At 57.7% G+C, this 25,792-nt stretch carries 22 protein-coding genes; 12 read left to right on the forward strand and 10 right to left on the reverse strand.

Translation table 11 applies throughout. The features are described from left to right. Positions 1–39: 39 nt before the first annotated feature. The 5 genes from E4656_RS03285 (at position 40) to E4656_RS03305 (ending at position 6,222) form a co-directional block, all read left to right on the forward strand. Positions 40–1,311, forward strand: a complete 1,272-nt coding sequence (locus tag E4656_RS03285) for an aconitase X (RefSeq protein ID WP_135481152.1) — start codon at positions 40–42, stop codon at positions 1,309–1,311. A 2-nt stretch (positions 1,312–1,313) separates the two neighbouring features. After that, positions 1,314–1,754, forward strand: a complete 441-nt coding sequence (locus tag E4656_RS03290) for an aconitase X swivel domain-containing protein (RefSeq protein ID WP_135481154.1) — start codon at positions 1,314–1,316, stop codon at positions 1,752–1,754. Between the two features lie 154 nt (positions 1,755–1,908). After that, positions 1,909–3,147 carry a TAXI family TRAP transporter solute-binding subunit gene (locus E4656_RS03295; protein ID WP_135481156.1) on the forward strand — a complete coding sequence of 413 codons (1,239 nt, stop codon included), beginning with the start codon at positions 1,909–1,911 and terminating at the stop codon, positions 3,145–3,147. A gap of 114 nt (positions 3,148–3,261) precedes the next feature. Continuing rightward, on the forward strand, positions 3,262–5,277 hold the full coding sequence (locus tag E4656_RS03300; protein ID WP_135481158.1) for a TRAP transporter permease: 2,016 nt from the start codon (positions 3,262–3,264) through the stop codon (positions 5,275–5,277). 39 nt (positions 5,278–5,316) lie between these two features. Further along, on the forward strand, positions 5,317–6,222 hold the full coding sequence (locus tag E4656_RS03305) for a TauD/TfdA dioxygenase family protein (protein ID WP_276605963.1): 906 nt from the start codon (positions 5,317–5,319) through the stop codon (positions 6,220–6,222). Between the two features lie 156 nt (positions 6,223–6,378). Here E4656_RS03305 and E4656_RS03310 read toward each other — a convergent pair whose 3' ends face one another. From E4656_RS03310 to E4656_RS03320, 3 genes are read right to left on the reverse strand one after another with little or no spacing between them, the layout of a single operon-like run. Then, a complete protein-coding gene (locus E4656_RS03310) occupies positions 6,379–8,517 on the reverse strand; it encodes an alpha-galactosidase (protein WP_135481159.1) in 2,139 nt (712 codons plus the stop codon). Further along, positions 8,514–9,710, reverse strand: coding sequence for a galactokinase (galK, locus tag E4656_RS03315; protein ID WP_135481161.1), 1,197 nt, complete (start codon positions 9,708–9,710; stop codon positions 8,514–8,516). The genes E4656_RS03310 and galK overlap by 4 nt, the downstream gene beginning before the upstream one ends. A 27-nt stretch (positions 9,711–9,737) precedes the next feature. After that, complete coding sequence (locus tag E4656_RS03320) at positions 9,738–10,790, reverse strand: UDP-glucose--hexose-1-phosphate uridylyltransferase (protein WP_135481163.1); 1,053 nt, start codon at positions 10,788–10,790, stop codon at positions 9,738–9,740. A gap of 214 nt (positions 10,791–11,004) precedes the next feature. Here E4656_RS03320 and E4656_RS03325 point away from each other — a divergent pair, with 214 nt between their 5' ends. Then, positions 11,005–12,012 carry a LacI family DNA-binding transcriptional regulator gene (locus E4656_RS03325; protein ID WP_135481164.1) on the forward strand — a complete coding sequence of 336 codons (1,008 nt, stop codon included), beginning with the start codon at positions 11,005–11,007 and terminating at the stop codon, positions 12,010–12,012. A 203-nt stretch (positions 12,013–12,215) separates the two neighbouring features. Here the strand turns inward: E4656_RS03325 and E4656_RS03330 are convergent, their stop codons facing one another. The 3 genes from E4656_RS03330 to E4656_RS03340 form a co-directional block, all read right to left on the reverse strand. Further along, positions 12,216–13,439, reverse strand: coding sequence for an ABC transporter substrate-binding protein (locus tag E4656_RS03330; protein ID WP_135481166.1), 1,224 nt, complete (start codon positions 13,437–13,439; stop codon positions 12,216–12,218). A 264-nt stretch (positions 13,440–13,703) separates the two neighbouring features. Next, positions 13,704–14,555 (reverse strand): carbohydrate ABC transporter permease, encoded by an 852-nt coding sequence (locus E4656_RS03335; RefSeq protein WP_135481167.1) that lies wholly within the window; start codon positions 14,553–14,555, stop codon positions 13,704–13,706. 2 nt (positions 14,556–14,557) lie between these two features. Further along, on the reverse strand, positions 14,558–15,430 hold the full coding sequence (locus tag E4656_RS03340) for a carbohydrate ABC transporter permease (protein WP_240753887.1): 873 nt from the start codon (positions 15,428–15,430) through the stop codon (positions 14,558–14,560). A 329-nt stretch (positions 15,431–15,759) separates the two neighbouring features. On the opposite strand from E4656_RS03340, the gene E4656_RS03345 reads away from it, so the two are divergent. Then, positions 15,760–18,837: a beta-galactosidase gene (locus E4656_RS03345; protein ID WP_135481169.1), complete on the forward strand. Its 3,078-nt coding sequence runs from the start codon at positions 15,760–15,762 to the stop codon at positions 18,835–18,837. A gap of 17 nt (positions 18,838–18,854) precedes the next feature. Here the strand turns inward: E4656_RS03345 and E4656_RS03350 are convergent, their stop codons facing one another. Then, entirely contained in the window at positions 18,855–19,997 is a 1,143-nt protein-coding gene (locus E4656_RS03350; RefSeq protein WP_135481170.1) for a J domain-containing protein, read from the reverse strand. Then, positions 19,994–21,676, reverse strand: a complete 1,683-nt coding sequence (locus E4656_RS03355; RefSeq protein ID WP_135481172.1) for an Hsp70 family protein — start codon at positions 21,674–21,676, stop codon at positions 19,994–19,996. The genes E4656_RS03350 and E4656_RS03355 overlap by 4 nt, the downstream gene beginning before the upstream one ends. Before the next feature lie 171 nt (positions 21,677–21,847). On the opposite strand from E4656_RS03355, the gene E4656_RS03360 reads away from it, so the two are divergent. Beyond that, positions 21,848–22,468: an NAD(P)-dependent oxidoreductase gene (locus tag E4656_RS03360; protein WP_135481174.1), complete on the forward strand. Its 621-nt coding sequence runs from the start codon at positions 21,848–21,850 to the stop codon at positions 22,466–22,468. Positions 22,469–22,485: 17 nt separating this feature from the next. Here the strand turns inward: E4656_RS03360 and E4656_RS03365 are convergent, their stop codons facing one another. Then, entirely contained in the window at positions 22,486–23,400 is a 915-nt protein-coding gene (locus E4656_RS03365) for a LysR family transcriptional regulator (protein WP_135481175.1), read from the reverse strand. Between the two features lie 116 nt (positions 23,401–23,516). Here E4656_RS03365 and E4656_RS03370 point away from each other — a divergent pair, with 116 nt between their 5' ends. From E4656_RS03370 to E4656_RS03385, 4 genes are read left to right on the forward strand one after another with little or no spacing between them, the layout of a single operon-like run. Continuing rightward, complete coding sequence (locus tag E4656_RS03370; protein WP_135481177.1) at positions 23,517–24,257, forward strand: SDR family NAD(P)-dependent oxidoreductase; 741 nt, start codon at positions 23,517–23,519, stop codon at positions 24,255–24,257. 48 nt (positions 24,258–24,305) lie between these two features. Further along, on the forward strand, positions 24,306–24,533 hold the full coding sequence (locus E4656_RS03375; RefSeq protein ID WP_135482236.1) for a DMT family transporter: 228 nt from the start codon (positions 24,306–24,308) through the stop codon (positions 24,531–24,533). 49 nt (positions 24,534–24,582) lie between these two features. After that, positions 24,583–24,900: a hypothetical protein gene (locus E4656_RS03380; RefSeq protein ID WP_135481179.1), complete on the forward strand. Its 318-nt coding sequence runs from the start codon at positions 24,583–24,585 to the stop codon at positions 24,898–24,900. Position 24,901: 1 nt separating this feature from the next. Then, a complete protein-coding gene (locus E4656_RS03385) occupies positions 24,902–25,327 on the forward strand; it encodes a DUF5071 domain-containing protein (RefSeq protein WP_167855912.1) in 426 nt (141 codons plus the stop codon). A gap of 7 nt (positions 25,328–25,334) precedes the next feature. On the opposite strand, the gene E4656_RS03390 is transcribed toward E4656_RS03385, so the two are convergent. Continuing rightward, on the reverse strand, positions 25,335–25,571 hold the full coding sequence (locus E4656_RS03390; RefSeq protein ID WP_135481183.1) for a UPF0175 family protein: 237 nt from the start codon (positions 25,569–25,571) through the stop codon (positions 25,335–25,337). Positions 25,572–25,792 lie beyond the last annotated feature (221 nt).

A 25,792-nucleotide genomic window follows, 5' to 3' on the forward strand; every position in this document is an offset into this window, starting at 1 on the left:
ACCACCCATTTAACAGGAAAGAAACCGAGGGTTACCCAGATGCAGCTTACAGATTACGAAAAGTCCTTGCGGGATGGCATGAATGGTCGGGCCAAGGCCCAGGCCATGGATCTGTTGATTCGCTATGGCGAGGCGGTTGGGGCCGAGCGGTTGATTGAAACCAATAATGTCGCTGGAGCTTTCAACGCGTCCTCACCCTCCACCAGGCATATTGTCGAGAAGGGGTTTGACGCCGTGTATTCGGAGCTGAACCTCGACAGTGATGAGGTGGTTGATGTGCCTCATGTGGAGGCCAATACCTGTCAATTGATTACCGGTATCGACAACGATAACTGGGAGCTTCAGGGCGCCAGTCGCGAGATGGTAGAACAGCAACGCGCGTCGGAACGCTACCTGGGGGAGCGTGGTGTGAACATGTTCGCGACCTGCACACCCTATCAGGTCGGCAATGTTCCCGTGCAGGGTGAGCACTGCGCCTGGATGGAATCGTCTGCAGTCATTTACTGCAACTCGGTACTGGGTGCCCGCACCAATGTTGAGGGCAAGGAAAGCACCGGTGCTGCTGCGCTGACCGGCCGCATTCCCTATTGGGGCTATCATCTGACCGAAAATCGTTTTGGCACCCACCTCATCACGCTGGAAACAGCGGTGGAGGACATGATGGACTGGGGGCTGCTGGGCTATTTCATAGGCGAACAGGTGGAAGAAGATCGCCCGGTTATAGAGGGGCTCAGCCACCAGCCAGATCTTATCAAGTTGAAGCATTTTGGCGCCGCCGCCGCGTCCTCGGGTGGTGTTGAAATGTATCACATTCCCGGGGTGACGCCGGAAGCGCGGACGGTAGAAGAAGCCTTCGGCCCCGGTCGGCCCGTGCAGCACCTCCATTATGGCGCAGCCGAACGACGCGCGACCTTCGAAAGCCTGCAAAGTGCCACTGATCGCAAGGTCGATTTCATCATGCTGGGGTGTCCGCATAACTCCATCGAGCAGATGGCGCTGATCGCTCAACTCCTGCGTGGCAAGAAAATTCATCCGGATGTGGCCCTTTGGGTTCATACCCCCCGAGCGATCAAGCAGGTAGCGGAACGCAGCGGCTACTGCGACGTGATTACGCAGGCCGGTGGTGCGGTGATGAGTGATACCTGCCCGGCGATTTCCAGGCGCATGCCCGAAGGTGTCCGTGTTATTGCCACTGATTCGGCAAAGCAGGCGCACTATCTGCCCGCCATTGCCAACGTGCAGGGGTGGTTCGGGTCCGTGCAGCACTGCATTGATGCGGCGCTGACGGGGCAGTGGAACGCGGAGGTATGACCATGACAGCCAATGCAACCGAAGTGATCGTTATCAAGGGCCGGTGCGTCGTCGCCGGGTATGCCGCCGGAGAGGCACTGGTTACCCAGGAAACCATATCGGGTTGGGGCGGAATTAATGAGCGTGAGGGAACAGTCATTGAGCGCCGACACGAGCTCCGTGGCCAATCCTTCGCCAACAAGGTTCTCGTGTTTCCTGGTGCCAAGGGGTCTTCGGGTTGGTCGGCGTTCTTCCATATGACTCGCCTGAACGGTGTTGCGCCATGCGCCATGCTGTTTACTCGAATGACAACCAAGATGGCGCTGGGCGCCGTCGTAACCAGAGTCCCCGCGATGACAGATTTTGACCAGGATCCGCTGACGGTCATTACCACGGGTGATTGGGTGGAGGTTGACGCGAATGCGGGTGAGGTCCGGGTTTCCAGGAATTTAGCCGGCGTATAGGACCGAAATGACTGTGAATAGCTGGATTCAAAAGAAGATGTCGATTCAGGGCCTTCATCGAGCCTGAGTGGGGGTTGTGTAGGCGCTTAAAGCGGAAAACAAAAACAAATTGTGCAATACGTCGAATCAAAGACGTACTAAAGGGGGAAATAAAATGACAACTAAGCCAGTAATTAATAAACACTTTCCGGGGCGCAGTCTGGTAGCCAGTGTGGCACTGGGGGCAGGGCTGCTGCTGGGTAGCGCTGGTACATCGGCCATCGCTGAAGAACACTTCGAGTGGCCAGCCTACTTTAATATCATCACGCCCATCGTTGGCACAGCCAACCATTCCCTGTCTGTGGCCTGGGCTTCTGAATTCTCTGCCGAGACAAGTTCTCGTGCACGGGTTCTGCCATCGCCCAATGGTTATTCCCGTGCCAGCTGGCTGGAAACGGGAGAAGGCAGACTCTACATGGTACAGGCGTCTGATTACTTTGATCAGATGGATGCCACTGAAGGTTTTGCGTCGCGTACAGCAGGTCCTGCCGATACACGGTTACTCAACGTCAATATGGTTACTCCCTGGGGTTACATGGTACGTGGTGACTCGGATATCGAATCCATTCATGACATTGGGCCTGGCACCCGCATCGCGTACACATCGTCCTCGTCGTTTCTGTTGGCGGGCATTGATGCGTTGCTCGAGTATCTGGAGCTTGATCACGATGATGTAAGGCTGGTTGAAACCGGCAACTTCGGTGCCAACACTTCAGTAGTGGTTGAAGGGCGCGCGGATGTGACGTTCACATCCCCGTTGTCCGGGCCTACCTATGAAGCAGAAGCAGGCCCTAACAGTATTCGCTGGCTTGAACTGCCCGAGGAAGATGCAGACCCGGAGGCCATGGCACGCTTCAGACAGATTCACAATGGCTACATAGCGCGGTCCACGGAAGCAGGTGTCAGTACCGCCCATGGAGTCAATATGGATCACGCTTTTCAGGCCAACCACGTCCGTGGTGACGAAGATGAAGAGTTTGTTTATCAGCTCATCAGGTGGATGGATGAGAATCACAGTGAGTATGAAGACGCGTTTACCCACGCCCACATGATGACGATCGAAAACCTGGTTCAGTTCCTCGAGATAGGTGCCCTCCAACCTCTGCATGAAGGCGCTATCCGGTACCTGGAAGAGTTGGGTCATTGGACAGATGAGTTTCAGCGGCGCCAGGACCAATTGGTCGATCTGGCACAGGAGCGGGAGCGTCTGTATCGAGAAGCATTGGATATGGCGACTGAACAGGGTATTTCCACTCAGTCTGACAATGCCGAGTGGCGCGAGTTCTGGGAGAGCCACAGAGCAGAGAATGGACACGCTGAACCCTTTGGTTTGATGGTCATGAACCTGGACTGAACGCTGGCGCCCGGGGCAGCCCGAATGGCTGCCCCGGCCATTGCATAATAATGACAAAGGCCGCGTCATTTCTGTTGGCAGACGGTCAATGCTGTCTGGGTGGAGTGAACTGTTATGACTTCTCGAGTCCCAAACGGTCCGATTATGGCCTCAGGTGGAGTGCCTGAGGAAATCAAGGACCGCACACTGGATCGTTTCAAGACCATGCCTGTTTGGGTTCGGTGGATAACGCTTGCCTTATCCATAGGTGGTGTTGGTATAGCGGTTACCTATATTTTTGGTTTATATCCTCTGCTGGACCTGACTTACTACTTCCTGTTGATGGCAATGTACCTTCCGTTGGTTTATCTGCTGTCACCTGCCTACAAAAGAGAGCAACGTGTTGGCTTCCTGAGCTATTTGCCGGCCATTGCCATATTTCTGGTGATGTTGTTTCTGGCCAGCAAGGGTCGGGATCTGGTTTATCAGTCCTGGGTACCCGCCAGTGAACCCTGGCAGCTCTACGTAGCGGTGGCGGTCTTCTTGCTGGTGCTTGAGGCGGCGCGCAGGTCCGGTGGGCTGATTTTCCTCGGCATCGTTGTGTTTTTGGGATTGTATCCGGTATTCGCGGAACATATGCCGGGTATCTTCTGGGGACCACCTACGAGTATCGAGCGGACCATAGCGTTCAACGTGTATTCCGGGGACGGCATGCTTGGCGTTGTCACCCGGGTAGTGGGTGAAGTGATAATCGGCTTCCTGATTCTTGCGGCTCTGCTGGTTGCTACAGGCGCCGCCGATTTCTTTCTCAAACTGGCCATGTCCTTGATGGGCCACGCACGCGGCGGCGCGGCCAAGGTCAGCGTTCTGGCCAGCGGGTTTTTCGGCAGCCTCAGCGGCAGCATTTTTGGCAATGTGGTGAGCACCGGCTCGGTCACCATTCCGGCGATGAAGAAAGGCAAGTTTCCCGGCTACTACGCGGGGGCTCTGGAGGCCTGCGCCTCTACTGGTGGCATGCTGATGCCGCCTGTCATGGGCGCGGTGGCTTTTATCATGGCAGACTTCACCAATACTGAGTATGCCGTGATCGTCGTTGCGGCCATCATCCCAAGCGCGCTCTATTTCTTTGGCCTTTACTGTCATGTTGATGGTTATGCTGCCAAGGCAGAGTTGAAAGGCATGCCGCGTGAAGAGTTGCCCTCACTCTGGCAAACGCTGAAAGACGGCTGGCCGTTCCTTGTAGTTGTCGCCTTTCTGGTCTGGGGCCTTGTGTTCATGCGTTGGGAGCGTCTGACGCCCTTCTACGCATCTGGTTTGTTGATCGCATTGACCTTCCTGAAGCGTGATCTGATGATAAAGTTTGATCGCATTGGCGACATTACGTTTCAGATCGGGAAGTTGCTTAGCCAGACCATGGGCCTTCTGATTCCCACCTCATTCATTCTGGGTGGTTTGATGGCCACTGGGGTCGCGCCATCAATCTCTGCGGACCTGGTTCGCATGGGTGGGGACAGCCTGATCATGGTTCTGGCGATCGGCATCGGTGTCTGCATCATTTTCGGGATGCTCGGTATGATTGTAGCCGCCTATCTGATGCTGGCTCTAACCATGGCCCCTGCGCTGGAGCAGATCGGTAACCTGAACACTCTGGCGGTTCACCTGTTCATCGCTTACTACGCTACCCTGGCGGCCATTACACCGCCAGTGGCGCTGGCAGCATTTCTGGCTTCACGGATCAGTGATTCGGACCCGATGAAAACGAGTCTGCATGCCGCCCGTCTCGGTATCGTGTTGTATTTCATTCCGATTTTCTTCCTGTTCGAGCCGGCACTGATCTTCCAGGGGCCGCTCCACCTGACCGCGATCTGGCTGTCATTGAATATCGTCGCGATCATTCTGATCGCCGGTGGCTCCGAGGGTTATTTGATGAAATACGGTCGCCTGCGGGGTTGGGCAAGACCGTTAGTCATTATTTCAGGTCTGATGATCGGCTTTCCGGAATGGACCTCCTCGTTGATTGGCGGAGGCATTGTGGTCGCCATTCTTCTCCTGCGCCGGTTTGTTCGCATACCGCAGGCAGAGTTGGACCAGCGGCGACAGTTGCGAGAACAGGCTGAAGCGAGAGTGCAACAGCAGGCCAGTGTTCGCTGAACAAAAATTAAATGGGGAGGTGACGAGAGAGCCGCTCTAATGACTACAAAAGAGGACACAATTATGAGTTTAAAAGTAGAACAGCTGCATCCCTTGTTTGCCGGCGAGGCATCGGGCGTGGACCTGAGCAAGCCGCCTGACCAGGCCACTGTTGATGCTATAGACGCAGCAATGGATGAATACAGTGTCTTGGTATTCCGGGACCAGCCCTTGACCGAAACCGAGCAGCTCAACCTGGCGAAGGCGTTCGGGCCACTGGACCTGGGCCTCAAGAAGATCAAGAAGGGTCAGCCGCAGCGTCTGGAACACTTTGAATTGGCGGACATGTCCAACGTAGCGGATGAGGGCGGTCTGGTGGATCGCACCAGCAAGAAAGTGGTCAGCAACATTGCCAACCAAATGTGGCATACCGACAGCTCTTTTCAAAAGCCCGCAGCGAAGTATTCGATGCTGTCTGCGGTGCGCGTGCCTGTTGATGGCGGGAACACCGAGTACTGTGATCTGCGCGCGGCTTATGATGCCTTGCCGGACAAGGTGAAGGACGAGATCGCCACCCTGGAAGCTGAACACTATGCACTGCACTCTCGTTTTATGCTGGGAGATACGGATTACACGGAAGAACAGAAGGCGGCCATTCCTCCGGCCACCTGGCCGCTGGTGCGAGTGCACCCTGGTTCCGGTCGAAAGGCACTGTTCGTCAGCAGCCATATTTCAGAGATAAAGGGCTGGACGCTTCCGGAAGGCCGCATGCTGGTTCAGGATTTGCTGGAGCATGCCACTCAGCGTGAATTCGTGTATCGCCACCACTGGCGCGAGCACGATATTGTGTTTTGGGACAATCGTTGCACCCTGCACCGTGGGCGCAGATTCGATTTCTCTCAGGCCCGGGAGTTGCGTCGAGCCACCACGCTGGACGTTGACGCGCCGGAGCTGAAGACTGCCTGAAATCAATGAAAGAGTGAGACTGTCATGAGCGACCCTGCACGGTATCGAGTGTTTCTTGAGAGCATTGAGTACCTGCTACCGGAGTCGCTCACGATGTCAACACGTGATGTTGATGCCGAAATTACCGAGCTGGTTGGTCCACAGCTACAACTGCCTTCAGTCTCTAGCTTCCAGTTCCAGCAGCAGGGCCGCCTCAGGGTTCAGCACCGGGAGTTGCAGGCCGGCCTGCATCAGCAGAGCGCCGGAGAATGTGCCGCCACGCTGGGCTTGCAACACAGAGGGCGCAGGGCTGGGGCCGGCGGCCTCTGGGGGCAGCCAGAGTTTCAACTGGTACAGGCGGTCGGAGTCCAGGCCGCTCAGTTGCAGGGGCGGCAGCAGCATCTGTTTCGGCAGGGCCAGAGTGGCGGCGGCGAACAGGGCCTTCGAGCGGTCAGCGGCCACGACGCCATAGGCCTGCAGCGCCTCGTCGGCGGTATCCAGGCGTGTAGTATGGCCGCTGTGCAGGAGGGTCCGGTGGCGCTTGTAGATGTCCACCAGTTCCCGGGTCTGAGCCTTCTCGGCTGCGGTCATGGAGACCACATCCAGCTCCAGCCCCATATGCCCGAACAGCGCAGTAATCAGGCGGAACCCCAGGCTGTGACGGCGCCCGGTGGTGTGGTTGGGGTTGGCACTGATGTGTGAGCCATTGATTTCCGGCGGGAAAAAGTAGGAAAACGAGCGCTGCATGCGCTGGCGTTCCAGGGCATCGATGCAGTCCGAGGTCCAGACCCGTTGCGTGTGCCTGAGAATGCCCATGTCCACACGTCCGCCACCGGAGGCGCAGCTTTCAATCTCTACCTCGGGATGCGCGGTGCGTACCCGCGCCAATAGTGCGTACACCGCCAGGGTCTGGGTGTGGGCGCTGGCCTGACCTGCTGCATTGCCGGGCTGTGTGAGATCCCGGTTCATGTCCCATTTGATGTAGCGAATGTCATAGGTGCGCAACAGGTTGTCCAGACGCTCAAAGAGATAGTCACTGACTTCGGGCCGGGACAGGTTCAGCACGTACTGATGGCGGCCCAGAGGCTGATCATAGCCGGATACGGCCAGCACCCAGTCCGGATGCGCGCGGTACAGGTCAGAATCGGCGTTGACCATTTCCGGCTCGAACCAGAGCCCGAATTCCATGCCCGCTTGCGTTACGGCATCGACGAGGTAACCCAGACCACCCGGATGCTTGCTTTCGTCGACAAACCAGTCGCCCAGGCCCGAGGTGTCGTCGTCGCGTTTGCCGAACCAACCATCATCCAGAATGAAGCGTTCCACGCCCACGGCTGCAGCCTCGCGTACCATGGCCTTGAGCTGTTCCGGCTGGTGGTCGAAATAGATGCCTTCCCAGGTATTCAAATGCACGGGTCTGGGCTTCTGACCGATCTCCGGAGCCAGTATCTGCTGGCGCACATACTGGTGAAAACCTTGTGACAGGCCGTTAAGACCCTGGTCCGACCAGGTGCCGATGACCTCCGGTGTCTGATAACTGTCTCCCGGAGCCAGGGCAATTTCGCCAGGGTAGAACCACTCTCCCAGTTGAATGTGCCGTTCGCCGAGGGATGTTTTTTCGGCCACCAACTGATGGTTGCCACTCCAGGCCAGGTGCAGCCCCCAGACTTCCCCCCGGGTTTCCTGAAAACCGGGCACGCCGGCAATGATGCCTGGGAAGCTGTCGTGCGAGGTGCGACCGCGGCGGTTCTCGCGCACCAGTCTGTCTTTGGGCCAGGCTTTGCGCTCGGTGAGAAATTCCTGAATCCAGCGCCCGTGGAAGGTCATCAATTCATCGGCCCGGGCCGGCAGTGGGAAAGAAAGCCCGAGACGGTCCAGCATGAAGGTCGAGTCGCCCCGGTTGGTCAGGGTGCCCCGTGCACAGAGCACGTCTGTGGCGCCGTCCAGCGTCAGTGTGAGATTCAGGGCCAGTCCGCTGACCGGGTCCCGGGCGTCACAGATCAGGGTGCCGGGGTTCGGCTGTGAAATTGCCTGCGTCTGCAACTGACCGGCCCAGTGCTTGCGGTCGGCCTGACCTTCCAGCCCGGCGGCGCCGAGAAAACCGCGTCCGGCTTCCGGCACCAGACTCAGCGGCGGGTGATTGTCCAGCGTGCCCCCGTGGGCCGGTTTGCTGTGCAGCAGTCCGAGCGCCTGCGTATCGGTGTGCTCTGGCAGTTTCGCACCCCAGTATATGATGGCAGGCAGTCCGTCGTCCGGGCAGGAGAGAACGAGACTGCTGCGCACGCTGTGCAGGTGATGATAGTGGATTGAACTCATGTCGGTGCTCCTGCTGATGATTCGGCATAGGAAATGGGGGTGCTGAAGGCCCCGGCACTGGCAGAGACCTCGATGATCAGCGGGTGGCAGCCGGTAAGGCGTTCGTAGTCGGCTTCCACGGCGGTGATCAGTTGCGGAATCACCGCGCTGGGTGCTATGGCGATAACGCAGCCGCCAAAGCCGCCGCCGGTCATGCGGGCTCCGGCCTGGCCTTGCCCGGCCTGTTCGATCAGTTGGACCAGGGTGTCGATCTCCGGCGTGGTGATGGCGAAGTCATCGCGCATGGAGGCATGGGAGTCCAGCATGGCTTTGATCAGGCGGTCCAGCTTGCCTTCCTTCATGGCGGCTGCCGCTTTTACCGTGCGCGCGTTTTCCGTCAGTACATGGCGGGCACGGCGGTACACCTGCTCCGGCAAGTCGGCCCTGGCCTCGTTCAGGGTGGCGAGCTTCAGGTCGCGCAGGCTGTCCAGCCCGAAATGCGCTGCTGCTGCTTCGCACTGCTGGCGCCGCTGGTTGTATTCACTGTCCACCAGGCCGCGGCGTACCCCGCTGTGTACGATCAGTATGCGCCAGTCCGCGGGCATGGCAACGGTCTGCGAACTCAGGTCACGGCAATCAATGAGCAAGGCCTGATTGCGCTTGCCTCGAGCCGATATCAATTGGTCCATGATGCCGCAGGCGCAGCCCACGAAGTCATTCTCGGCGGTCTGGCCCACCAGGGCGGCATCGGTGGGTTCTATCGACTCACCGCTCATGGCCAGCAGGGCCCGAATCAGCGCCAGTTCCAGGCTGGCCGAACTGCTCAGCCCGGCCCCGGAGGGTATGTTGCCCGTGATCAGCAGCTCACCGGGCGCCAGTTGGTAACCACGTTTCTTCAGTTCCACGATGACGCCCCGCAGATAGTCTGACCAGGGTGCTTCGGCGTCCGGGCTCTGTCTGGCCTGCAGGGGTACAGAGACGCATTGCTGGTCAAAGTCCTGCGCCACTACGGTCAGCGTGGGTTCGTCTCCGGTCTGTCGAAAGGCCACCCAGGTGCCCGGATCAATGGCTGCGGGCAGCACAAAGCCCTGATTGTAATCGGTATGTTCGCCTATCAGGTTGACCCGTCCGGGTGCGAATGCAACGCCAGTGGGCGCATGGCCGAAGGCTTGGGTAAAAGCCGCTCGGGCAAACGATGAAGACGTAGGGCTCATGGGCACTGATTCCTGAATACTGTCGGTTTAAAGAGCGGTTGTGGTGCGAAAGTGCTGCGTGGGCTGATCTCGCAACTGTTGGGCTGCTTGCTCTGGCGTAATGTCGCGCTGACTTTCGGCCATCATTTCATAGCCCACCATGAACTTGCGCACACTGGCGCTGCGCAGAAGCGGTGGAAAGTAATGGGCATGAACTTGCCAGGGAGCGGGGTCGCTCTGATCAAAGGGTGCACCGTGCCAGCCCATGGAGTAGGGGAAAGAGCACTGAAACAGATTGTCATAGCGGGTGGCAAGCCGTTGCAGAATGGTCGCCAGATCGGCTTTCTCGGCATCAGACAGGTCCGTCAGCCGGGGGCGATGGGCACGCGGCAGCAGCAGGGTTTCAAAGGGCCAGGCGGCCCAGTAGGGCACCAGTGCGACCCAGTGTTCACTTTGGTCGACAAGGCGTTCTTCTTTTGTCAGTTCTCGGGTTACGTAGTCCAGCAGCATCGGTTTTTTGTGAGTCTGCAGATATTCTGTCTGATGAGCGTGCTCACGAGCGACCAGGGCAGGCAGGTGAGGCTGGGCCCAGATCTGACCGTGTGGGTGGGGGTTGGAGCACCCTATCATGGCGCCCTTGTTCTCGAATATTTGCACCCAGGGGTACCGGGCGCCCAGCTCTTCGAGCTGTTCGCACCAGGTACGGACCACGGCGTACATCTCCTGCTGGTTCAGCAAGGGCAGAGTCTTGCTGTGGTCGGCGGAGAAGCAGATTACCCGACAAGTACCGGATTCCGAGGCGAACTGGAACAGGGGGTCATCAGAAGACGCTGCTGGCGTATCAGCGGTGAGGGCTGCGAAATCATTGTCAAAGACAAAGGTCTCGGTGTAGGACTTGTTCGTCATACCATTAGCGCGAGTGTTGCCCGGACAGAGGTAGCAGTGGGGGTCATAAGACGGGCTGTCTTCCCAGTGACTGTCTTCCGTCATGCCCTGCCAGGGCCGTTTGGCCCGGTGCGGGGACACCAGTACCCAGTCGCCGGTCAGCGGGTTGTAACGCCGATGGGGGTGGTCGCTGAAAGAGAATTGGGTTGTTGCCATGACGAGCCTTTGGTACGGGTATTGTGTATTTGTAGTACGGATGAATTATGGATGACTTAGAAAACGTTTTCAAGATTGCTGGTAGTGCTATGGTTCAGGATTTCCAGGTACTGGTTGAGTTGTTGCCTGAATATTCCAGCTATTGCTGTGAAAACATTTGCCTACTAAACTGAAATGCTCAGTTCCTTACTCACAGAATAGAGATCGGTGTTCCTTGGCAAATATAAAAGATGTGGCCCGTGCTGCGCAGGTATCGGTGTCTACCGTGTCCCGGGTGGTCAATGGCTCAGCACGCGTGGCGCCGGAGAAGCGCAAAGCGGTGCTGGAAGCGTTGGATACACTGAACTATCAGCCGAACAGCCTGGCCCGGGCACTGGTCAATCGGCGCTCCAACACCATTGGCTTGATGGTGGGCGAACTGGGTTCTCCGTTTTTCTCTCAATTGATGTCCGGAGCTGACCAGGTCGCTGTTGAAGGCGGTCGCAGCCTGATGATGATGTCCGGTTTCAATGACGCTGAGCGCGAGGAAGCGGCACTCAGCGCTCTGCAACAACGCCAGTGTGATGCTCTGATCATTCACGCCAAGGGGCTCAGTGACGAGCGGCTGCAGGCCGTGGCCAAGGGGTCGACACCGGTGATTTTTGTAAACCGTCTGGTGCCCGGGTTCGAGCACCGGAGTATCTATCTGGACAATGTGCACGGGGCCTACCTGGCGACCCGGCATCTGCTGGGCCGCGGCCATCGAAAAATCGCCTTTATACGCTCGAATCTTGACCATGTGGCCGATGTGAGCGAGCGTCTGTCAGGCTATCGCAAGGCGCTGGAAGAATTCGACGTTACCTATGACGAAGCCTATGTGGTCAGTGCTTTTCCCAATGAGGATGGCGGCAATGAGGCCATGAGTCATTTGCTGGAGACGCATCAGGATTTTACTGCCGTCATGGCCTATAACGATGTGATGGCGGCGGGTGCCATCGGCTTGCTGCTCGACAGCGGTTTTGAGATTCCCAATGATGTATCTATTGTGGGCTTCGATGACGTGGTTATCACCAAGTACCTGCGGCCGCGCCTGACTACCATCCATTATCCCATTGAGGAAATGGGCCGCACGGCTGCCCGGCTCGCATTACAGATACTGGATAACAAGCCTGAACTGAAGCCGGAGCAGCTCAAGTTCAACCCGCGCCTGGTGGTGCGCAATTCGGTACGCACTCAGCGCTAGCGAAGCCTCAGGCGTCTCTGTACCCACTGGGGTTGGCTGACTGCCAGGGTCGGTCAGGCGGCGTCACTCACCATGGCATCCAGAGCATGGGCGGCTTTCCAGTTGAAAACCTTTTCCGCTTTGTGCGTGCCATTAGATGGCATTGTGCCCATAAAAATGGGGTGCCTGAGCACCCCCTCCAATCAATCATTTGAGCGTTGAACTCAGCGGAATGCACGTTCGCGAGTGCGTTCCAGGCGCTGCAGAATCTGCTCCAGACGATCCGGGTTGACCATGAACTCCTGGAAGGCCTCCATACCCACCGAGTGCATGTCGGGTATGGTATCCCGGTCATAGAACTGGGCGGTGCCATCTGCACTGCTCAGCGTTTCCAGGCCGGCGCGCAGGAAGGGGTCGTCGGCGACTTCAGCCTGGCTGTGGGGCGGCAGTTGGTTCAGCGCCCGGTTCAGTTCGGTCTGAATTTCTGGCTGGGCAATGAACGACAGGAAGCGGCGGGCGTCTTCCTTGTTGTTCGCGCGGGCCGGGATGTGCAGTGTATCGGTGGGGGCGTCCTCATACATGCCGATGTCCGGGTTCATCTGCGGGAAGCGGAAAAAGCCGAAGTTGCCGTCTTCCGGGAAGTTTGGCGTGATGAAGTTACCCATCAGGTACATTGCCGCCTGGCCGTTGTACAGAAACGGCTGTGCTTCCTGCCAGGAATAGGATGCATGGTTGGCGATAAAGAAATCGCGCTCAACCAGCTCGCCCCAGTGCTCGAAGACATTGCGTACGCCGTCGTCGGTGTAGGGAATTTCACCATCCATCAGGCCGATGTGATAATCCAGCCCATTGAGACGCAGGTTGAGGTAGTCAAACCAGCCGGCAGCGGTCCACAGGAAACGTGTGCCAATGGTCACCGGAGTTACGCCGTTTTCCTTGAGTGTTTCGCCCAGTTCAAGGAACTCTTCCCAGGTTTCCGGCTCACTCAAGCCGTGTTCATCGAACACGTCCTTGTTGTAATAGAAACCCCACTGGTAGTAGGACCAGGGTACGCCGTACTGAGCACCGTCCACTGACATGGACTCGCGAGTGGAGGCCATGTGCTCGTGCAGGTTGTGCTCATCCCAGATGTCGGATACGTCCTCAAAAAGGCCACGATCAACAAAGAAGCGCATGCGGTCACCGGCAAACCAGAATGCCACATCAGGCGGATTGGTCACCAGCCAGTTGCGGATGACTGTTTTGTATCCCTCGTGGTCGTATTCATTGAAAACGACATTGATATCCGGGTTCTCTTCCTGGAAGCGATCAACCAGGTTGTTGAATGCTTCTCTGGGTGCCGGGTCCGACTGGTTGGAGTTGATAACCAGAGTGCTGGCCAAGGCACCGCTGAATGCCAGAGAACTGGCCCCGATGGCGGCGGCAATTATGCCTATTGTTTTTCTCATAGTAGATGCCCTCTTGTCAGGGTGTGGTTTGAAAACGTTTGCTAGCCTGGTTGGTGATCTCCCAATTCAGGGAGGGCAGTTTTCAGGTTGCTGACGTCCTGTCTTGTTATTGTCTTTTTTTCAACATCTCGCTAAAACAATAGCGCTGCAAAATACGTTTGGCAACGTTTTCATGAAACTTTTTGGCAGTGCAACTGACGGCGGTTCAGATGCCTGCTTCGCCTGTGCGAGCGAGAGGGGGCCTGAACCGCATCGGTGTATGTGTCATCCCTTGGTGGCGCCCATCGTCAGTCCGGCAATGAAGTGTCTCTGCATCAGGAAGAAGAGGAACACTGGTGGCAGAGCAGCCACGATGCTGCCGGCAGAAATCAATTGCCAGGATGAAATCCACTGACCGCTGAGGGCAGCCAGGCCGGCCGTTACTGGTCGTGCAGTATCACTTTGCACCAGTATCAGGGCCCAGAAGTAGTCATTCCATATAAAGGTGAACACCAGTACCGCAAGCGCCGCCAGGGCAGGGCGCAGCAGGGGCAGGACAACAGTCAGGAATATTCTCAGCTCGCCGGCGCCTTCCATGCGAGCCGACTCGATGATCTCGTCGGGCACGGCCATCATGAAATTGCGCATGAACAGGGTGCAAAAACCGGTCTGAAAGGCGATATGGAACAGCACCAGCCCGGCAATGGTGTCGTACAGGCCGGTACTGATGGTGAGGTCACGTACGGGGATCATCAGAATCTGAAAGGGAACAAAGTTGCCGGCAATAAAGATGGCAAACACCACAAGGTTGCCCCGAAAACTGTATTTGGCGAGGGCGTACCCGGCCAGCGCCGACAGGGCCACTGCGCCGGCCATGGCTGGCACGGTGATCATGACCGAATTCCAGAGGTATTGCGCCATGCGGGTGCGCCGGAATACCTCTGTGTAGTTTTCCACCAGCATCCACTGGCTGGGCAGACCCCAGTAGTTGCCTGCATTGATATCGGCCATGCCGCGCACCGAGGTCATCATGACGGCGGCCAGGGGCAGCAGCCAGAGGGCCAGTGCAACCAGCAGTGCGACACGGTAGGAGCCCTGGGCAAAGGGAGATCTGGTTCGAATATCAGTAGGGAACATGGCTATTTCTCCGTCCGCAGCATGCGCCACAGGAAAAAGGCGATATAGATCATCATGATGGCGAAGAGCACTACGGCTATCGCCGCCCCGTAACCGGCGCGATAGCTGAATATGCTCTGTTGATACATGAAGTGGGCCAGCACGTTGGTGCTACCATAGGGGCCGCCGCCGGTCATGGTGGCTATCAGGTCGAAGCTGCGCAGTGAGCCGATGACGGTCACTACGACGGCGATGAAGGTGGCGGGGCGCAACTGCGGCAGAACAATCCTGGTCAGCATGGTCAGTTTCTGCGCACCATCCATGCGGGCTGCTTCGAGCTGCTCCTGATCAAGATTGTTCAGGCCGGTAAGGTAGAGAATCATGCAGTAGGCAATTTGCGGCCACAGGCCGGCAGCGATAATGCCGTAGGTGGCCAGATTCTCGTCACCCAGAACGTTGATGCCTCTGATGCCGAAGAAGCCGAGTATGTCATTCAGTAGGCCGAAGCTGGGGTCATAGAACCAGGTGAATACCAGGCCGACAACAACCTGGGAAATGACAAACGGAAAGAAGAACAGAGACTTGATGACCCGGATGCCGAACACGGTCTGATTCAGAAAGAGCGCCAGTGCCAGTCCGAACACCGGGGCCAGCATGAAGAGCACGAGCCAGCGCGCATTGTTGAACAGCGAGGTCCAGAAGCGCTCGTCGTCCATCAGCTCACGATAGTTGTCCAGCCCGATGAAGGTCTTGTCCGGGCTGATGCCGTCCCACGAATAGAAACTGAGAGACATGCTTTGGACGATAGGGTAGAGCACATAGATGATGAACATGACGGCTGCGGGCAGCAGGAACAATGCTGGCGCCAGCAACGAATATTGTCGCCCGGTTTTCAAGGTGTGTCTCCTGATGTTGTTTTTGTCAGCCACGCTTGCGAAACTCAAGTTTGCAAACGTTTTCTCAGTAGATGAATAGTAATGTCTTGATATCGGGCTGTAAATCCCTGCGTGGGCCAAATCAAGGGAAATCGCCCGAGTTTGGGTTGTATGTAGTATGGCGGGGCGCCGAAACGCGCCCTGGGCCAGTGCTCTTTGGCTTGGTGAGCCTCACGGGTGACGGGCTGGCGATTCTTGGTTAGACTGGATGCAGTCATTGAAAACGTTTCCAAAAAGGGCGCCCCAGGTTGCCTGCCAACCGGGCTACGAATAACAGAGGAGCCGAAGACATGTCAGATCTGGCACACATCATTGCCCGGCGCGATTGGGAAAACCCGGCGGTGGTTCAGGTAAACCGGATGCCGGCGCACAGCCCGCTGTTCAGCTATCCCAGTGTGCAGGCAGCGCGCGCCGGCACGGACAGCAGGCGTCGGCTTTTGAACGGCGACTGGGCGTTCTCCCTGGTCGACCGGCCCGAATCCGTGCAGACCGATTTTATTGAACAGCCGGGCTGGGTCGGCGATGGCTGTATACCCGTGCCCTCCAATTGGCAGTGCCAGGGCCATGATCGGCCCATCTATACCAATGTGCAGTACCCCTTCCCCAATACGCCACCCAGGGTGCCCGAGGAAAACCCCACGGGTTGCTATCAGTGTGAGTTTTCCCTGTCTCGTGAAGAACTGAAGGCACAGGTACGGGTGGTGTTCGAGGGTGTGAATTCCGCCTTTCATCTGTGGTGCAACGGCCACTGGGTAGGCTACAGCCAGGACAGTCGTCTGCCGGCTGAGTTTGATCTGTCGGATTATGTGACAAAGGGCGACAATCGGATATCCGTTATGGTCATACGCTGGTCCGATGGTTCCTGGCTGGAAGATCAGGATATGTGGTGGCTCAGTGGCGTCTTTCGGGACGTCTTCCTGCTGTTCAAGCCCGACCGGCGTCTTGAGGATGTGGCTCTGACGTCCAGCCTGGATGCGGACTACCGTGACGGTGAACTGGCTCTGATGGCTCGAGTGTCTGACCCGGAAATCCGGGTTGAAATGCAGCTGTACGATGCCGAGGATCGCCTGGTGGGCGAGCCTGTATCGGCTTGGCCAGGCAACCGGGAAGTGGACGAGCGCGGCGGTTTTCGTGATCGGGCATATGCTCGTTTGCCGGTAGAAGCGCCTCGTCAGTGGTCGGCAGAAGATCCCTATCTGTACCGGGCGGTTGTCAGGCTCGTCGATGCGGATGGCCAGACACTGGACTGCGAGGCGTATGCCGTGGGTTTTCGCCAGGTCGATATCCGTGATGGCCTGTTGCGGGTGAATGGAAAACCGGTATTGATACGAGGCGTCAACCGCCATGAGCATCATCCCGAGCGCGGCCATGCGGTGACGCTGGACGATATGGAAGAAGATGTGCGGCTGATGAAACAGTACAACTTCAATGCCGTGCGTACCGCCCACTATCCCAACCATCCGGCTTTTTATGATTTCTGCGATCGTTATGGTCTGTATGTGGTGGACGAAGCCAATATTGAAACCCACGGTTGCGACCCGTCGTCTCAGTTGTCTGACGATGCCGCCTGGTTTCAGGCTTACAGCGAGCGCGTAACACGCCTGATCCAGCGGGATCGCAATCACCCCAGTGTGATCATCTGGTCACTGGGCAATGAATCCGGCCTGGGCAGCAACCATCATGCGCTGTACCAGTGGGTGAAGCAGACCGACCCCAGTCGCCCGGTGCAATATGAAGGCGGCGGTGCCGATTCGGCGGCCACCGACATTATCTGCCCCATGTACGCGCGGCTGGATACTGACATCACGCAGCCAGTATCTGTGCCCAAATGGTCCATCAGGAAATGGATTGGGCTGCCAGGGGAGCATCGGCCGCTGATTCTTTGTGAGTACGCCCATGCCATGGGCAACAGCCTGGGCAACTTTGCCGATTACTGGCAGGCGTTCCGCCAGTACCCGCGTCTGCAGGGTGGCTTTATCTGGGACTGGGTGGACCAGGGGCTGACCTGTACGGATGAGCAGGGGCGCAGTTACTGGGCTTACGGCGGTGACTTTGGCGATACGCCCAATGACCGCCAGTTCTGCATCAATGGTCTGCTGTTTCCGGACCGCACGCCTCACCCGTCTCTGCTGGAAGCCAAACGGGCGCAGCAGTTTCTGCAATTTGATCAGGCGGACACCGAATCCGGCGTGGCCGTATCGGTAACCAGTGAGTACCTGTTCCGCATCACGGATAATGAACGTTTGCTGTGGTCGGTGACCGATGACGGCCATACCCTGTGCTCAGGTGAACAGGATTTAATTCTGGCCCCGGGAGAAACACAGACCCTGACGCTGACCGATAGGCTGGAGGCGCCCAAACCTGGCGTTGACCGCCAGTTGAACCTGAGGGTTGTCCAACCGCAGGCCACCTCCTGGTCGGAGGCTGGGCACATCAGTGCGCAGGCTCAGATCGAGTTGCCCAGGGCAACAGCGTTGCCGGCCCCCGCTGTATATGCCGGGATGCCGGAATGGTCTGACACGCCGGAGGCCATTCGGGTCACCTGTGGGTCACAGACCCTGGTGTTTGATCGGGCCTCGGCAACCCTGAGCCAATGGTTGGTTCAAGGGCAGGATCGGTTGTTCCAGGCGCCGGTCGACAACCTCTGGCGAGCGCCGCTGGACAATGATATCGGTGTCAGTGAATCGACCCGGATCGATCCCAATGCCTGGAGTGCCCGCTGGACGGCGGCCGGGTTGGATCGATTGCAGCGCGTGGCCGAGGGGCTGGCTGTCTGGGACGCTGCAGATCACCTGGTGATCGAAACCCGTCAGAGCCATGCTCACGATGGCTTGACCGTGGCACGATCACGGTGGTTGTTCAGTATCGATCAGAACGGCCGGGTCGAACTGGACATCACCCTGTCAGCGTCATCGGGCCTGCCGCCCCTGCCGCGTGTGGGTATTGAGCTGGGGCTTGCTGATGTGCCGGCGCAGATTGTCTGGTACGGGCGCGGACCGCACGAGAATTACCCGGATCGATTGCTGGCCGCCGACAGGGGGCGATACGAGTTGCCCACTGACGAGCTGCACACGGATTACATATTCCCTTCCGACAATGGGTTGCGCTGTGATACCCGCACCCTGACCGCAGGTGGGCTGACGGTAAATGGTCACTTCCACTTTGTGGCCAGTCGTTTCAGCCTTGCCAATCTGACGGCGGCTCGCCACACGGTGGACCTGGAGGCGCAGCCAGGGCTATACCTGCGTCTGGACGGTTGGCATCAGGGGGTAGGCGGTGATGACTCCTGGAGCCCCAGTGTCCACCCTGAGTATCGAATCGAACCGGGCGATTTCCGCTATGGCCTGACACTGACCATGCAGTCCTGAGCCTGGCAACCGGGGAACTATGACCGGTTGTACCTCAGTGTTCGCCACCAGGCTACCTGGGTGTCTTCCAGTTCATGCACGACATAGTGCTTGCCCGCCCACAGGGTGGCGGAGACTGCGAGTGTGACCATGACCAGAGCAAGAATGCTGTCTGTGCTGAGCCCGGTCTGGTACCCCTCCAGCAATGACCACAGGATAAACCAGCTTCCCGCCAGTACCAGCCCTGCCATGATCAGCAGTGCGGTGACCGGCACCAGCACATGGCGCAGTCCGAAATAAGTCCAGTCCAGAACAGCCACCCAGCGTCTCACCACAGGGTGGCGGTTCAGGCCGCTGTCACGCAGCCGGTCGGCGCCGTAGCCGCCAAAGGTAAACAGTGCCAGTATGCCCAGCATCACCCACATGGCTCCAATGGCGCCGCCCGGCTGAAACAGGCTGACCAGCAACAGCAGAGTCACCACGCACATCAGGGTGACTCCGGCAGCCGATATGGATCGGATACGCGGCCGGCTGTCTATCATGCGGTCAATCTGTGGGTGCTGGTAGCAGGTGTTGCCGCGGCCCCGATGTATGCCGTAGAAGACCAGGGTGAAGTCCTGGTCCGGTACGTCGCTGTAGGTCCGTTCCAGCCGTCGCCAGCCAAACAGCCGGTCCAGGCGGGCCAGATCGGTGCTGGGCACAGTAAGGCTCGGGCCCGTGAGCGTTCGGCGGCTGAGCGTATTGTCTGAGAGCCAGGACAGAATCGGGTAGCGCAGCGCTGCTATATTGTTGAGGTCCAGCAGAGCAGGATGGGCTTCCAGTTGAGTCAGGCAGGTTTCATCGCGAAAGCCGCTGTGCTTCCAGTCCTCCAGCAGACTGAGCAGATCGGTCAGGGCGTCGGTCAGATCACCCGGCTCGGGTGTGGGGTCGGTCACTGAGGCGGTTTGGGGCGGCTCCGGCTCGCGTGCAGGCTGTCGGCTGAGCGGAGTTTTCGGTGTATCAGGTCTGTGCACTGCGGTCGAGCGCGCGGTTTCATAGGCCTCGCGGATGCGGGCGAAGGTGTCCGGTGCGTCGTCCGGCCGATGAATCTTGATCAAGCGGCTGTAGGCCTGCCTGATGGTTCGCTTGTCCGCATCGGGCGGTACGTCCAGCACCTGCCACCAGGGGTCTGACCGACTCATTGCCACCGCCTTGTTTCGAATTCGTCCAGCCAGCGTTGGAAAGCCTCGCGGCCCTGGGTGATCATGTCGTCCTGCTGTGAGGACAGCACCTGATGAAAATGGTCCATCTGTTTGCTCAGGGCAGCTCTGGATTCTCCGAGGGATTGTTCGTAAAGCCGCTCGGCCCGGGCCAGCAGCACCCGGTTGATCTGGTTGTCTCTGGGGTGGACCTTCAGTGTGGCAAGCCGTGCCAGTGCCGCCTCGATGTCCCCCGGCGACATGCGGCCGGGGTGTTGTTCAATGATCAGCCGTTCACTGTGTACTGGCTCCCGGGCCGTGCCCGAGATCACAATGACTTCCAACAGGCCGCTGGTATCATAGGTAAAGCGGATATCCACACTGCGTTGCTGACCGGCCTCCGGCAGGGGTATGCGCAGATCTCCGAGAAACAGGTTGTTACGCACATATCGGCTTTCCCCCTGATAGACCTGAACCAGTATCTCTTGCTGATCTTCATGGACCGGAAAGAACGTCTTCACCCGACTGACCGGCACCGTCTGGTTGCGCTCGATAATGGGCTCGAACAGTTTGTTGGTGACCTGATGGGCATTGTGCACGGCGATACCCAATGAATAGGGCATGACATCGGTCATGACGATGTCTTCCAGTGCCTGGTTGCGGGCCAGCATGCTGGCCTGAGTGGCTGCGCCCAGGGCGACCACTGTATCCGGGTCAAGCGTCTGACGGGGAATGCGCCTGAACAACCGTCCGATGAATTTCTGCACGGCGGGCATGCGGGTAGCGCCGCCGACCAGCACGACATCATCGAAGGCGGCAGGAGTCAGGCCTGCATCCTGAAGCCCGCTCATTATGGGTTCGCGCAGGCGCAACAACAGGGGCTGGGTCAGACTGTCAAAGTCATCCCGTGTCAGCGTGAGGGTCAGTTCAGGTGTGACCGTCAGGCGCACTGACTGTTCCTGCGTCAGCACACGCTTGGCCTGTTCGGCCAGTTGATACAGGCGGGCGTCTGTCGGCGCTTTTGTACTTTTTTTTGTCTTGCAGGCATCGCGTAGCCAGTCACGGACCGCCAGGGTGAAATCCTCGCCACCCAACTGGTTGTCACCGGCACTGGCGTGTACTTCAAACACGCCGTCGAAGAATTCCAGCAGGGTCACATCAAAGGTGCCGCCGCCCAAGTCCAGAATCAGATACCGATGGTCGTCCTGCCGATCGTGTAGACCATACACCAGTGCCGCTGCCGTGGGCTCATTGATCAGTCGGGTGACTTCCAGGCCGGCCAGTTGGGCCGCATGTACGGTGGCGCTGCGCTGGGCTTCATTGAAATAGGCCGGCACACTGATCACCGCCTGGGTCACGGTCGTACCCAGAAACGCTTCCGCATCGGCCTTGAGTGCGGCCAGCACCAGAGATGAAAGCTCTTCAGCCCGAAACCGATGGGCGCCAAGCACCCACTCCCGATCAGAGCCCATCAGTCTTTTGAAGGCATGCACGGTGAGGTTGGGATGACTGATCAGACGTTCGCGGGCCGTCTGACCGACCAGCAATTCTCCGTTGTCATCCACACCGACCACCGAGGGTGTCAGCCAGTGACCCAGTGCATTGGGGATCAGCTCCGGCTGGCCGTTGCGGACAACTGCAATCGCACTGTGAGTGGTGCCAAGATCAATACCAATTTCCATTGCTCTGTCTTATGCTGGCCTGCGCCCTGCACAAATTACAGAGCCGGAACAGATTGAGCAAACAATCCTTCTGTTGGTGCCACCACGACTTTGAGCACCACATGCTTGACTTTAAGCTAACTTGAAGTAATAGCCTGCCTCCCCGGGTTCATCAATCAGAAGGAGGCAATCATGAAAATAGCAGTCATCGGTTCTACCAGTGCAACAGGGTTGCACCTGGTCGCAAAGGGCGTTCGCCGCGGACATGAGATTACGGCCTTTTCGAGACGCCCCCAGAAGTTGGCAGGCATTCAGGGGTTAGCCAATGTTGTGGCAGGGAATGGTCTTGATGCCTCCGATGTCAGCAAGGCCATCGCAGGGCAGGATGCCGTGATTGCGATAGTCGGCTCCAACCCGAAAAGCAGAACAAAAGAAGCCACAGAAGTGATCAGGAATGTGATCAGCGAGATGAGAACGGAAGATGTCAGACGACTTCTGTTCGTCAGCTCGTATTTGCTGGAAGCCACACGTCCCCGGATCATGATGCCTGTAATACGATGGTGGCTCAGAGACAGCCTGGAGGATTTGAAATCTGCCGAGGAGCTTATTACGACCAGTCAGATGAAATGGACGGTGATAAGGCCCACCGAATTGAATGACAAGCCCGAGACGAATAAGGTTCGACTGGAGCGCAACAGCCACTTTTCTTCCGGCCCTTATGAAATTTCCAGAAGAGACCTGGCCAATGTCATCCTGGATGAGCTGGAGCAGGAAAAGTATATCGGGACCAGAGTAATGGTTTCCTGGAGTTGACAGTTCAAGGGGTGGGCTCAGGCCCCTTTGCTCTTGTCCAGCATGAACTTCACGAATGCCTGCACCTTCGCTGGGAGCTCGCGGCGAGAGGGATAGAGCACGGCCAGCACAGCGCTGGGTGCGTTGCTGTCTTCCCACAAGGGAACCAGTTCCTCGCGGCGAATTGCATCCTCCAGGAACAGTCTGGGCATGCGCAGTATGCCCAGACCATCGATGGCGGCCTGGCGCAACAGGTGGTCGTTGCTGCTCAGGATACTGCTACTCACGCGTACTGCATAGCGGCTGCCATCATCGGCGAGATAAATCCAATCATGTGCGCGTGGGCTCCCAGTGTAAACAAGGCATTCGTGTTCATGCAGTGCATCGGGTGTGCGGGGCTTACCGTGGCGACTGATGTAGGCGGGGGAGGCACAGGTGACCATGGAAATGTCCTTCAGTTTGCGCATTATCAACGAGGAATCCCTTGGCGCTGATATGCGGATGACAGCGTCGAATCGCTCTTCAACGAGGTCTACCATGCGGTTGCTCAAGTCGAGATCCAGGCTGATGTCCGGGTAACTGCGTCGGAACTCACCGAGGTATCTCGACAGGATTTCGGCGCCGTAGAAGGGTGGCGCACTGATTCGAAGGCGTCCCCCTGGTCGGTCCGCATGCTCCGTCACCTCCTGCTCCGCTTCCAGAAGTTCAGAAAGCGCTCGTGAAGCTCGCTTGTAGTAAGCATCGCCGGCTTCGGTTAATGCCAGCCGACGGGTAGTTCGGTGCAGAAGTCGAGCGCCCAGCCGGCTCTCAAGGCGGCTTATGTATTTGCTGACCGCCCCTTTTGATAGCTCGAGCGCATCGGCAGCCGCAGTGAAACTCCCCGTCTCCACCACCCGGCAGAATACTGCTCCATCCGATATCTGTGGAATTTTCTGTATTGATTGTTTCTGCATGGAAACGATCCTATTACGTGGGGATAGTTTATGGCAACTCGGGAAACTAATAGGCTGCTTCTGTCGAGCCGCAAGAGGCCGAGTTTCAATACCTTGATTTTTCAGGAGCAAACATTATGAGTTCACTCGAAGGAAAAGCTGTGCTGGTCACTGGCGGAAGCAGAGGGATCGGAGCGGCCATCGCCATGCGTGCGGCAGCCGAGGGTGCCGCAGTCGCTCTTACCTACAACAGGTCCCCCGAACAAGCCAGGAAAGTCGTCCGCTCTATCGAGGAGGCTGGGGGCAAGGCATTTGCGCTTTACGCCGACGTGGCTGACCCAGAGTCGGTCTCCTCGGTGGTCGACCAGGCTGCTGCCCGTCTGGGTGGACTGGATATTCTGGTCAACAATGCCGGGATATTTCCGTACGGTATGATTGATGAGTTTACCCTCGAGGATTACGAGAACACCATGGCTATCCATACCCGTTCGGTATTCGTCGCCGTACAGGCGGCTCTCCGTCACATTGGTGAAGGCGGGCGCATCATCAGTATCGGCAGCAGCCTGGTGGAACGGATCCCCTATCCGGGAATCAGTCTGTATGCCATGAGCAAATCGGCTCTGGTCGGCTTCACCAAGGGTTTGGCTCGAGATCTGGGTCCACGAGGTATTACCGCTACAGTGGTTCATCCGGGTTCCACGGATACCGAAATGAACCCGGCGGACGGTGATGGCGCCGATGAGGAACGCGCGTTGACGGCTCTGGGCCGCTACGCTACTGCCAACGACATCGCCGCCACGGTTGTCCACCTGGCAGGTCCCGGGGGTGCTTACATCACGGGTACCGCCATCACCGTTGACGGCGGTGTGACGGCATGACCTTCGGTCAGGAGACCGGCCACCTGCGAGAGCGTAAGGTTGACCGCCATGCAGGCCCGGGCCGAACGCGAGCCTGGGCCATCCTGCTGGCGGCTGGTCTGCGCGCTCCGGAAACTGCCGGTGGGCACGGCCTATGCGGTCTGGGTGGGTATCGGTGCAGTTGGGGTTGCCGCTGTTGGTATGATATTTTTTCGCGAGCGAGTGTCTGCTGGGCGACTGATCAGCCTGGGTTTGATTGTTGCGGGTGTCGGCGGGTTAAAGCTGATAGGTGGCTGACTGATCCAGCAGTTGGTTGGGTATTGTGAAATAACTAGGCGAAGCTGTCATGAACAAGGAAGTTGATCGCAGGCTGTTGGCATATATTCAGTACGAAGGCTCCTCAGAGGTCTGTATTGATATTGTGGAAATCTCCAGGAGGAGCACTTCGTTTCATTATCAGGGCATCGCCTGGAACAGACCACCCAATTTCATCGGCCAGGACAACTGCACGGATGCGCATGGCAACAAGTGCAGAATTGCACCGCTCAACCGGAACCACACCCCAGTTTGGGCAGAAAGTGCAGATGTTGTGGTGAATGACAATGCCAAAGGACACTACCATCTGTGGCTGGCAGGCAAGATCAAGCCTGCAGGCAAGGAATGACATGCCTGATTCTGCCGAGGGAAAACCACCAGCCATGAGGCTGGTCCCGAAAGACAAGGGCGACTTGGAGGCCTGTGACAATCTGCAGATGGCGTCGGATGCAGAGCTGACTCCCTATCTGACTGAACTGCTCGAATGTCTGCAGGACATCAATTGGCCGATTGCTTTCCCGGTCTCGGTTAGGCTGTCTACCATGGGCGTGGAGCTGGTGAAGCCGACTCTGGACATACTCAATAGCGACGACGAGGTGTGGAAGTACTGGATTGTCTCCCACTTTCTGCACCAGGTGAGGCCTGCAGTACTTGCACCGCTGAGATTCAAGCTCAATGCCATGAAGTCAAAACCGACCCGGCCCGAGATCGAGGAAGAGGTATTCGATGCTGTGTGTGAGTTGCTTGCAGAGAGACCTGACAGGCGAGGTTCATAAAATGCCCTTAGAAGTCCGTCAAGTTGTCAATCTCTTCCTGAAAGTCATCGATACCGTAGTTCACATATTGGCCGTATTTTTCCAACAACCCATGGAACTCGATTTCTGATGTACCAAGAATTTTCCCGCCCTGGACGCCATTGATTTTCTTTGCCTTGTAGAGGCAAACCGACAAAAACTCCAGCATCTCGCTGTCGTCAAATCCGGTAGTATCAGCCACTGCATCAGGAATCTCCAGCTTCATCGTTGCCTCACCTTGGTCCCATCAGCTCACCGATTGGGTTATGGGTAGTGGAAAGGAGGCCCGCCTGCAAACAGGGGCGGGCTTTTTTGTGAAGCGGTTGGCTTTGTTGGAGGCAGCGTGAGATAGCAACGGCTAATCGAAACCATCGGCGTTGACTGCCATCCAACCCGATGACACAGTGCTTTGGATTTTTCAGCCCAGTTTCCCCGCAGGCAAGGAGC

This window comes from Natronospirillum operosum (assembly GCF_004768465.1).
GTDB lineage: Bacteria > Pseudomonadota > Gammaproteobacteria > Pseudomonadales > Natronospirillaceae > Natronospirillum > Natronospirillum operosum.

Coding starts and splice junctions, on each gene's coding strand:
- E4656_RS03285 (WP_135481152.1), top strand. CDS start 40: ATGCAGCTTACAGATTACGAAAAGTCCTTGCGGGATGGCATGAATGGT.
- E4656_RS03290 (WP_135481154.1), top strand. CDS start 1,314: ATGACAGCCAATGCAACCGAAGTGATCGTTATCAAGGGCCGGTGCGTC.
- E4656_RS03295 (WP_135481156.1), top strand. CDS start 1,909: ATGACAACTAAGCCAGTAATTAATAAACACTTTCCGGGGCGCAGTCTG.
- E4656_RS03300 (WP_135481158.1), top strand. CDS start 3,262: ATGACTTCTCGAGTCCCAAACGGTCCGATTATGGCCTCAGGTGGAGTG.
- E4656_RS03305 (WP_276605963.1), top strand. CDS start 5,317: ATGACTACAAAAGAGGACACAATTATGAGTTTAAAAGTAGAACAGCTG.
- E4656_RS03310 (WP_135481159.1), bottom strand. CDS start 8,517: ATGAGTTCAATCCACTATCATCACCTGCACAGCGTGCGCAGCAGTCTC.
- galK (WP_135481161.1), bottom strand. CDS start 9,710: ATGAGCCCTACGTCTTCATCGTTTGCCCGAGCGGCTTTTACCCAAGCC.
- E4656_RS03320 (WP_135481163.1), bottom strand. CDS start 10,790: ATGGCAACAACCCAATTCTCTTTCAGCGACCACCCCCATCGGCGTTAC.
- E4656_RS03330 (WP_135481166.1), bottom strand. CDS start 13,439: ATGAGAAAAACAATAGGCATAATTGCCGCCGCCATCGGGGCCAGTTCT.
- E4656_RS03335 (WP_135481167.1), bottom strand. CDS start 14,555: ATGTTCCCTACTGATATTCGAACCAGATCTCCCTTTGCCCAGGGCTCC.
- E4656_RS03345 (WP_135481169.1), top strand. CDS start 15,760: ATGTCAGATCTGGCACACATCATTGCCCGGCGCGATTGGGAAAACCCG.
- E4656_RS03350 (WP_135481170.1), bottom strand. CDS start 19,997: ATGAGTCGGTCAGACCCCTGGTGGCAGGTGCTGGACGTACCGCCCGAT.
- E4656_RS03355 (WP_135481172.1), bottom strand. CDS start 21,676: ATGGAAATTGGTATTGATCTTGGCACCACTCACAGTGCGATTGCAGTT.
- E4656_RS03360 (WP_135481174.1), top strand. CDS start 21,848: ATGAAAATAGCAGTCATCGGTTCTACCAGTGCAACAGGGTTGCACCTG.
- E4656_RS03365 (WP_135481175.1), bottom strand. CDS start 23,400: ATGCAGAAACAATCAATACAGAAAATTCCACAGATATCGGATGGAGCA.
- E4656_RS03370 (WP_135481177.1), top strand. CDS start 23,517: ATGAGTTCACTCGAAGGAAAAGCTGTGCTGGTCACTGGCGGAAGCAGA.
- E4656_RS03375 (WP_135482236.1), top strand. CDS start 24,306: ATGCAGGCCCGGGCCGAACGCGAGCCTGGGCCATCCTGCTGGCGGCTG.
- E4656_RS03380 (WP_135481179.1), top strand. CDS start 24,583: ATGAACAAGGAAGTTGATCGCAGGCTGTTGGCATATATTCAGTACGAA.
- E4656_RS03385 (WP_167855912.1), top strand. CDS start 24,902: ATGCCTGATTCTGCCGAGGGAAAACCACCAGCCATGAGGCTGGTCCCG.
- E4656_RS03390 (WP_135481183.1), bottom strand. CDS start 25,571: ATGAAGCTGGAGATTCCTGATGCAGTGGCTGATACTACCGGATTTGAC.